Origin of the sequence: Anoxybacillus sp. MB8 (genome assembly GCF_011006755.1) — a bacterium.
GTDB classification, from domain to species: Bacteria; Bacillota; Bacilli; order Bacillales; family Anoxybacillaceae; genus Anoxybacillus; species Anoxybacillus gonensis.
Genome location: NZ_RXXX01000066.1, coordinates 1 through 8,583, shown reverse-complemented (window position 1 = coordinate 8,583; position 8,583 = coordinate 1). Strand labels below are relative to the sequence as shown.

Annotated in this window: 8 protein-coding genes and 2 pseudogenes; 4 read left to right on the top strand and 6 right to left on the bottom strand. The window is 41.2% G+C overall.

The window, feature by feature from the left end:
* Positions 1–284: 284 nt before the first annotated feature.
* A pseudogene (locus EKC99_RS16160) lies at positions 285–428 on the top strand (IS1380 family transposase); the annotation flags it as partial.
* Positions 429–1,267: 839 nt separating this feature from the next.
* On the opposite strand, the gene EKC99_RS14600 reads toward EKC99_RS16160, so the two are convergent.
* Both EKC99_RS14600 and EKC99_RS14595 read right to left on the bottom strand, forming a co-directional pair.
* Positions 1,268–1,675, bottom strand: coding sequence for a hypothetical protein (locus tag EKC99_RS14600; protein WP_055440417.1), 408 nt, complete (start codon positions 1,673–1,675; stop codon positions 1,268–1,270).
* 230 nt (positions 1,676–1,905) lie between these two features.
* Positions 1,906–2,253: pseudogene (locus tag EKC99_RS14595) on the bottom strand (IS701 family transposase); the annotation flags it as partial.
* A 127-nt stretch (positions 2,254–2,380) separates the two neighbouring features.
* Between EKC99_RS14595 and hflK the strand changes: the two are divergent.
* Complete coding sequence (hflK, locus tag EKC99_RS14590; protein ID WP_163152545.1) at positions 2,381–3,346, top strand: FtsH protease activity modulator HflK; 966 nt, start codon at positions 2,381–2,383, stop codon at positions 3,344–3,346.
* Positions 3,343–4,275 carry a protease modulator HflC gene (gene hflC, locus EKC99_RS14585; RefSeq protein WP_055440415.1) on the top strand — a complete coding sequence of 311 codons (933 nt, stop codon included), beginning with the start codon at positions 3,343–3,345 and terminating at the stop codon, positions 4,273–4,275. Before hflK ends, hflC begins: the two co-directional genes overlap by 4 nt.
* A 4-nt stretch (positions 4,276–4,279) precedes the next feature.
* Here the strand turns inward: hflC and EKC99_RS14580 are convergent, their stop codons facing one another.
* Complete coding sequence (locus EKC99_RS14580; protein ID WP_163152543.1) at positions 4,280–4,732, bottom strand: methylated-DNA--[protein]-cysteine S-methyltransferase; 453 nt, start codon at positions 4,730–4,732, stop codon at positions 4,280–4,282.
* Between the two features lie 101 nt (positions 4,733–4,833).
* Between EKC99_RS14580 and EKC99_RS14575 the strand changes: the two genes are divergently transcribed.
* Entirely contained in the window at positions 4,834–5,082 is a 249-nt protein-coding gene (locus EKC99_RS14575; protein ID WP_032100915.1) for a YhdB family protein, read from the top strand.
* A 28-nt stretch (positions 5,083–5,110) separates the two neighbouring features.
* On the opposite strand, the gene EKC99_RS14570 is transcribed toward EKC99_RS14575, so the two are convergent.
* The 3 genes from EKC99_RS14570 to EKC99_RS14560 form a co-directional block, all read right to left on the bottom strand.
* Entirely contained in the window at positions 5,111–5,818 is a 708-nt protein-coding gene (locus EKC99_RS14570) for an SDR family oxidoreductase (protein ID WP_055440413.1), read from the bottom strand.
* 72 nt (positions 5,819–5,890) lie between these two features.
* Positions 5,891–7,630, bottom strand: coding sequence for a phospho-sugar mutase (locus tag EKC99_RS14565; protein ID WP_163152541.1), 1,740 nt, complete (start codon positions 7,628–7,630; stop codon positions 5,891–5,893).
* Positions 7,631–8,002: 372 nt separating this feature from the next.
* The gene (locus EKC99_RS14560; protein WP_081977310.1) at positions 8,003–8,404 is read right to left on the bottom strand and encodes a CBS domain-containing protein; all 402 of its coding nucleotides are present in this window, start codon (positions 8,402–8,404) and stop codon (positions 8,003–8,005) included.
* Between the last annotated feature and the right edge of the window lie 179 nt (positions 8,405–8,583).

The following is an 8,583-nucleotide window of genomic DNA, read 5'->3' as shown; positions in this document are numbered from 1 at the left end:
GGGTCAACTTTCCATTGACACCCCTGCATCATACCAAGAGGGCTTTTTTCTTTCAAGTCCCCCGAAAACCTTTCTAACAGGAATGCTCCTAGATGAATGATACCTGAATCCGTGACAAAACATCTTTACAATGGTCGCAAACCGTTGATACGATAAGGGAAAATGACGTGAATGACTTTTCATCAAGTAGGTGAATGCGATGAAAGGTTTCCCAATTCGGTTTGTGTTGACAGATGAAGCCATTACGCCAAGTGCGGGGCTTGCCCTCATTGGCTACTTGCTCCATCAAACGAAAAGTGAAACGCCGCCACATCAAGACGATCATTCAGACGGTGATCACGATGGCAGGACGACTCGTTCGCCGATCGCGGCGGCTATGGATGAAACTGATGCGAAGGATACTCCTACTGAATGTGTATCAAAAATAGAAAGAGGCAAGATAGCAAACATATATTCTTATACTCATATCCATCACTACCCCCTGTACTTTTTTTATCTCTTTTTTAGTTTGCATCTCCATAAAAGGGGATTTATCTCATTTTCAAACATGAAAGTGTTGCAGGGAATCATCAAAAAAGGGATGTATGGATCATATATCCATAAAACTAACACCAAAATCAAAGTGGATTTCCAACCATCACGGATTCAGGCTTTTATAAAATGGTTAACTTTATTATATAAACAAAGATAACGATACTAACAAACCTCACAACAAAAGATCGAATTGCAACTTCATCCCCTTTTCTTTTTTTGAATAAAAATTCAATAAGGAGAAAAAAAGCCAGAATGATTGAAAACGAGACTAAAAAAAGTATGTTTTCGTTCATTGAGGAACACCTCTCGATGTGTACGTAAATGCAATATTTCTTACTACAAATGAATACTTGGCAACTGTTTCTTCTTTGTCATCCATAACTAGTAATCGCCACTTCCCAAAACTGGATAAAGGCAGATTCTCTAGCGACTTGTAATTAATGTAGCATATTATAGTATCTTTTCTAGCAACGTTACCCATTTTAAAATCCAAACAAATGAGTTCTGAGCCCAAGTTATCGTAAATCTTAACAAATAACTTAGTAGACTCACATTTTATGTCCTCAACATCAATAAAGATATAAAATCCGCCGTCTAAATTATCGAAAATATTTTTTATTCGTACAGGGCTATACTCATCTGACATTTGCACAGATGTTACGATATTAGAGATTTTCAACCTATCACCTCTATGTTTTTCATTGAACACTTCATAAAATAAGCAACATCAATTTTATTTTTTAGGATAGTATTTTGAAACTTGAAAAGACGCATATGTTCCCACACCAGCATAGGCACCATTTTTTGCAGCATCCTTAGCAGCCGATTTCACTGACTCTTTGTAAACAGAATACATTGCCTGCTTGGCTGCTTGCTGTGCCGTCGCACGAGTGACAGTAGTACCTAATTCTTTAGCAACCTGTTTTGCGGCCTCTTTAGCCACAGATTTAACTGCTGTACTTACAACAATTCTCCCTGCGGACACAGCAAACCCAACTCCACCTGTTGCTACTCCTACCGCTATCGAAGCAGCGATTTCCCATTTGTTATCCTTTATGTAGTCAGTTGCAGCTTTTGTAACATTTTTTGAACCGTCCCGTATATAGGTTAGGGTAGATTTAATTCCATCTACTCCGTTCATTCCTTATCCTCCCTCCATCATATTATCGATAACCTTACAATTCAATATTTATATTGCCTTAATAAAACACTTAGAGCACATTATCATCCCCCAGTCAATCACCTCCAGCCACTTTTGAATATATCATAAAAAAAAAATGTAAATATTTATATTATTTGAAATGCTGTACTATAAATAAAGTATTTTTAATGATAATTATTACCATAAAAAAGAGACAAACAAGGAACCCCTTATGCCACATGGAGCTGTTTTTTGATGAAGTCAATAGGAATATCTTGCTTCGCCGCGTAGTAAACAAACTCCACGAGACTATACCTTGTCTTCGTTCGGAGAAGTGTGAACCCGATAGAGAAATCACAGTTAGACTCGAACATACTGTATACATAAGTGAATTGCACTAAAATCCAATATCGTTTCACCGCCCGACGCCCGCGAACGCGGTATCCATCGAGCTTCAGCTGGTCTTTCGCTTGTAAAAAACATTCGATCGACCAGCGCTCGGCATAGTAACTCAAGCTCTCTTCATCGCTTAGCTTTCGGTCGGTGCTCAAGACGCAATGAAGATGTTCGGATATCATGAGTTAATCAGATTTCCAATATTTTAAAAATCATATGAATTCACTGAACCAATTAGTAGTTTTTTTATTGAAACTTTTTTCTTTTTTTTCCGTACATACATATAAATAACAAGAAAGGTGGGTTTATATGGAGAAACGTTCAGTTACAGGAATCATCATCGGCACAGTGGCAGGTCTTTTTCTTCTTGTCGCTGCATTAACGTCATGGTACACCGTTGATGAGTCAGAACAAGCGATTATTTTAACATTTGGTGAAATTGATGAGGAGGTAACGACACCCGGGCTACATTTCAAGCTTCCTTGGCCGATTCAAACAGTAGAAACGTTATCGCGCGAAACGTTTAGTTTACAATTCGGCTACAAAGAGGAAAACGGAAAAGTCGTCGCCTCAAACAAAGGGAATACGAAAATGATTACCGGGGATGAAAATATTGTCCTCGCTGATATGGTCGTACAATGGAAAATTACCGATCCTGCCAAATATCTTTACCGCTCATACGAACCGGAACAAATTTTATATAATGCGACATCTGCTTCTTTACGCAGCGTCATCGGTAGCTCAAAAATTGATGATGCATTAACGTCGGGCAAAGCAAAAATTGAAGCAGATGTGCGCGAGTCACTGACCGCATTAATGAAAAAGTATGATATTGGTATTTCGATTTTAGCTGTAAAGTTACAAGACGTTGACTTGCCAAATGACGAAGTGCGCAAAGCATTTACAAACGTTACTGATGCACGTGAGACGATGAATACAAAAATTAACGAAGCGAATAAATATCGCAACAAACGGACGAAAGAAGCCGAAGGGGAAAAAGACGCCCTCATTTCCCAAGCCGAAGCTGATAAAGTAGCACGCATTGAAAAGGCGTATGGAGATGTCGCCAAATTTAACGCCTTATACGAAGAATATAAAAACGCGAAAGACATTACAAAACAGCGACTAATGATTGAAACGCTTGAACAAGTCCTACCGTACACGCGCATTTACATTATGAACGACGATGGCAATACGCTAAAATATTTACCAATTCAACCGATCGAAAAACAAACGACGGAGAAAAAGAAAGAACAAGGGAGTGGTAATGAATGACAAACTTCCAAGACGATCAAAACATCATCACCTTGAAAGATAAACTTCCGAAGAAATGGTTTCGGTTTATCATTAGTGGCGGCATTGGACTTATTTTACTTATCGTTATTTTAACAAATATATACATCGTTCATGAAAATGAATATAAAGTCGTACGTCAATTTGGCGAAATTGTTCGCATCGATCAAACGCCCGGATTACGCTTTAAAATTCCTTTTATTCAAAGCGTCACATCATTGCCGAAAGCCCAAATCTTTTATGACGTCGCGGAAGCGGAAATTAATACAAAAGATAAAAAGCGAATTCTCGTCAACCATTACGCCATTTGGGAAATTACAAATCCGAAAGAGATGATTCAAAACGCTCGGACATTGGAAAATGCAGAATCAAAAATGGATGAATTTATTTTCTCCATTGTCCGCACCGAGCTTGGACGGTTAAATTACGATGAAATTATTAATGATGAAAAGTCATCACGTGGCAGCTTAAACGATGAGGTAACCGCAAAAGTAAACGAACTGTTACAGCAAGACCGTTACGGTATTCGCGTTGTCGATGTACGCATGAAACGCATTGACTTGCCAGAAGAAAATGAACAATCCGTTTATAAACGCATGATTTCCGAACGTGAATCGAAAGCGCAAGAATATTTATCAATGGGAGATGCTCAAAAACAGCGCATTATTGCGCAAACAGATCGCGAAGTAAAAGAAATGCTCGCCAAAGCGCAAGCAGATGCTGAACGTATTCGCGCAGCAGGTGAACAAGAAGCAGCGCGCATTTATAACGAAACATTTGCAAAGGATCCTGAATTTTATTCGTTTTACCGTACGCTTGAATCGTATAAAACAACGATCGGCGAAGATACGGTCGTCATTTTACCAGCCAATTCACCTTACGCGAAATGGCTATTGGGGCAAACGCGCTGAGCTTTCAGCGCGTTTCGTGCTCAAGTAACCATTTTTTTCGCTCTATTCCCCACGCGTATCCACCAAGTTCTCCACCCGTGCGAACAACACGATGACAAGGAATGACGATCGTGATCGGATTGTTACCAACAGCATTGCCAACGGCTCGTACCGCTTTCGGTTGCCCAATTTGTTTGGCAATATGAGCATATGACACCGTTTGTCCATAAGGAATCGTTTGTAACGCTTCCCATACACGCATTTGAAACGGGGTACCAACGAGCTTTAAGGGTATCGAAAACGATGTCCGTTTCTTTTGGAAATATTGTTCAAGCTCCTCTATCCATGGCATAAAGCTAGTTGGAATATTCCGCCCTCCACGTTGCTCCACAACATCTATGCGCTCTATACTTTCATCTGTGCCAATGATTTGTAACCAACCAATTGGCGATTCATAATACGCAATATGCTTCTCCATGCCCAACTCTCCTCTGCCAAATCGCACAACATTTACAGCGAAAAAAACCGACCGTTTTTTCATACACTACATATAGCTCCTCACGATAAGGAGGGTTTGTATTGCATACAGCCGACTACGACAAAGCTCTTTACTATACGTACCGTTCGGAATGGGATCATTTACTCATTCTTATGGTACGCACAAAAGACGATTTACTTTCAAAAAAAATTGAACAGTTTCTTCATGCATACAACTTCGAAAAAGATTATACTGTCGTCCAAAAGCGATTGAACGCATTGTTACGTTACATCGATCACGCGTTAGACGTATATGAACAAGAACCGACGCTGACGATGGAATATAATTAGAGCGAAAGGAATCATCTCCTTTCGCTTTTTATATGACGGGATACGTTTGAATGAGCGGATGTAATACAATTTCATCCACTAACATATGTTTTGGCGCACTCGCCATATAGATGACCGCTTTAGCGACATCTTCTGCCTTTAGCCATTCCGCTTTTTCAGGCAATCCTTGCGTAGAATTGGCAAAGTATGTATCAACCATTCCCGGATTAATTGTACCGACGCGAATGCCGTATGGACGTACTTCTTGCGCGACGCTTCCTGAAAATCCTTGGACGGCATATTTCGTTGCTGTATATGCGGAACCGTTCGCAATCGTATACCGACCGACGTCAGATGAAATCGTAATAATTGTTCCCGAACGTTGCTTTTTCATGTGTGGAAGCACTGCTTTTGTCCCGATAAATACCCCTTGTACATTTACTTCGAATAGTCGCTTCCATTCTTCGACTGTCGTTTCCTCTACAGGCTTAAATACACCGATACCCGCATTATTCACAAGTAAATCAATGCGGCCAAATGTAGCGATGGTCGCTTCGATCACTTCATTCATTTGTTGCTCATTTGATACGTCGGCTTGAAACGTTTTTACATCTTTTAATTGCTCGCCAACTCTGTGAATATCCGAGGAGCTGCCAATTAATACGAGCTTCATTCCTTGCTCCGCCAACTTATGTGCAATCGCTAAACCGATTCCACGAGATGCACCTGTCACAATAGCCACTTGTCCTTGTAACAAATTAACATCACCCTTTCTACGTTTTCGCTTCTATGTTACTCGTTCCCCATTCAAAAAACAACTGATAAGGCATTACACCTTATCAGCTGTTAACGTATATACTCGCTCCATGACCGCTGTTTCTAATTGCTCTAATTGTTTCTTCGCTTCAGCGAGCGTTCGCCCTTTGACACCAAAATAAAATTTCATTTTTGGCTCTGTGCCAGATGGACGCGCACAAAACCATGATCCATCTTCTAGTACATATTTTAATACGTTCGACTTCGGCAAATGAATCGTTTCTTTTTTTCCTGTATCCACATACACTCGTTCGCTCGCTTTATAGTCTTCGCGAATAACAACACGTTGCTTTCCGACAACTGTTGGCGGCTCATGACGGAACGTCGCTAATAACGCCTCAATTCGCTCCGCTCCTTCTTTTCCTTTGAGCGTAAGTGAACGCAATCCTTCTTGATAATATCCGTATTGCTCAAATAGTTGCATAAGCGCTTCGTATAAAGATAATCCTCGTTTTTTATAAAACGCGCACACTTCAACAGCTAAAACGGCGGCTTGAATCGCATCTTTATCACGCGCAAAATCACCGATTAAATAGCCGTAACTTTCTTCGTAGCCGAACTGGAATACGTACTCCCCTGTTTGTTCATATTGTTTAATTTTTTCACCGATAAACTTAAATCCTGTTAACGTATCCATCGTTTTTATATCGAACGACTCGGCAATGGCGCGACCAAATTCAGACGTCACGATCGTTTTAAATACAATTCCGTTTGGCGGCAATATCCCTTTTTCTTTCTTTTGTGAAAGAATGTAATGAAGTAATAATCCACCTGTTTGATTGCCCGTTAAAACGACGTATTCCCCTTGTTCATTTTTTACCGCAATCCCTAAACGGTCGGCATCAGGATCTGTGGCAATTAACACGTCCGCATCCACTTGTTTTCCGAGCTGAATCGCTAATTCAAACGCGGCATGTTCTTCTGGGTTCGGCGATTTGACCGTTGAAAAGTTCGGGTCAGGCTGCTCTTGTTCTTTTACTACAAACACGTTTTTATAACCAAATTCCTTCAATCCGCGTTGAACGAGCTTATTTGCTGTGCCATGAAGCGGTGTAAAAACAACGTTTACATCAACTTCATGAGCAAGTTGCGGGGAAAGAGAAATCGTCTTTAATTTTTGTATGTATGCCTCATCAATTTCCGCTCCGATGATTTGAATGAGCCCTTTTTCTTTTAATACGTCTTCTTGCTCAATCTCAAGCTCCCATTCATTTTCAATCGCATTGACGTGCCCAATGACGACATCGGCGATATGTGGCGGCAACTGTGCCCCATCTTCCCCATATACTTTATACCCGTTATACTCCGGTGGATTGTGGCTTGCGGTAATGACAATACCCGAAAAGGCACGTAAATGACGTACGGCAAATGAAAGTTCTGGCGTCGGGCGAAGCTCATCAAACACGTACGTTTGAATCCCATAGGTCGCAAGCGTCTTGGCGGCTTCCATCGCAAACTGTTGCGATTTATGGCGCGAGTCGTATGCGATGACCACCCCTCGTTTTTTTGCTTCCTCACCGAACGACGCAATGTATCGAGCGAGTCCTGCCGATGCTTTTCGCACCGTATATATGTTCATTCGATTCGTCCCTGGTCCAATTTCCCCGCGCATGCCCCCTGTGCCGAACTCTAACGTCTTATAAAAGCAGTCTTCTAACAGTTTTTCATCTTGCTCTAGTTGTTGCAAATGAGCACGTAGCTCTTCATCTAACTGCGCTTCTTTCCAACGTTCATATATTATTTTCCAAGTCACGTTTATCCCTCCATATCGTTGCTCATTGTAACTTATTCTCGCTTTTTTATGCAAATTCCTTTTTTAATACGAAAAGCGCAAAGCGCCCCAATTTCGCCTAAAGGCAGCCCGCATCCTGCGGGCAACGGCGAAATGTCGCCATCCTTGGCTCCGCGAAGAGCGCACAAGCCCCACCGAGGAGAGCTCGAACCAAGCGGGCGCTTGGTTCTGCGTGTGCAACATCACCGAAGCATCTCAATGTGTCGCCGCCGAAAGAAGGGGCGGAGCGACTCGAGCCGATGGCGCTTGGAGCTAGACAGCTCCCTAAATCCGAAATTTTATACTTTAATTAATTATAAAAAGGAGCTCCTTGTAAAGAAGCCCCTTTCTTGTTTAATGATATGAAGGTTCAGAAATCTCGGATAACGCTTGTTCTGCCGCTTCATCGTATGCTTGGTTTGTGGCGATATCACCTAAAGCAACAATGCCACAAAGCGCATTATTTTGTACGATTGGCAAGCGGCGAATTTGGTTTTTGGCCATTACTTTCGCTGCTTCATCAACGCTCATGTTTGGCGCACCTGTGACGACATCACTTGTCATCACTTGTGAAACAGGTGTCGAAGGGGTTAATCCTTGCGCCGTCGTACGAAGAGCAATGTCACGGTCAGTAATGATCCCTTTTACTTTTCCATTTTCAACAACAGGAATAGCGCCAACATTATGTTCATTCATTAATTGTGCTGCCTCTTGAACAGATTGATCTGGTGTGACCGTTGCTACTTGGCGCGTCATAATCGATTCAACTGTATGATTCAATATGATCCTCCCCTTTCGCTTTTTATTGTGCACGTTCGCTTGTTCATTATGTAAGTAAAATATCGTATGAGTAAAATGTTTGTGGGAGAAAAAAAGACAGGTTCCTGATTTGGTATAATCAGGAACCTTTCCGATATGTAAGTAAAATAGATGAA

What these genes read in the sequence shown, in the direction of transcription:
- EKC99_RS14600 (WP_055440417.1), bottom strand. Translation starts at nt 1,675, where the DNA reads ATGAACGGAGTAGATGGAATTAAATCTACCCTAACCTATATACGGGAC.
- hflK (WP_163152545.1), top strand. Translation starts at nt 2,381, where the DNA reads ATGGAGAAACGTTCAGTTACAGGAATCATCATCGGCACAGTGGCAGGT.
- hflC (WP_055440415.1), top strand. Translation starts at nt 3,343, where the DNA reads ATGACAAACTTCCAAGACGATCAAAACATCATCACCTTGAAAGATAAA.
- EKC99_RS14580 (WP_163152543.1), bottom strand. Translation starts at nt 4,732, where the DNA reads ATGGAGAAGCATATTGCGTATTATGAATCGCCAATTGGTTGGTTACAA.
- EKC99_RS14560 (WP_081977310.1), bottom strand. Translation starts at nt 8,404, where the DNA reads ATGACGCGCCAAGTAGCAACGGTCACACCAGATCAATCTGTTCAAGAG.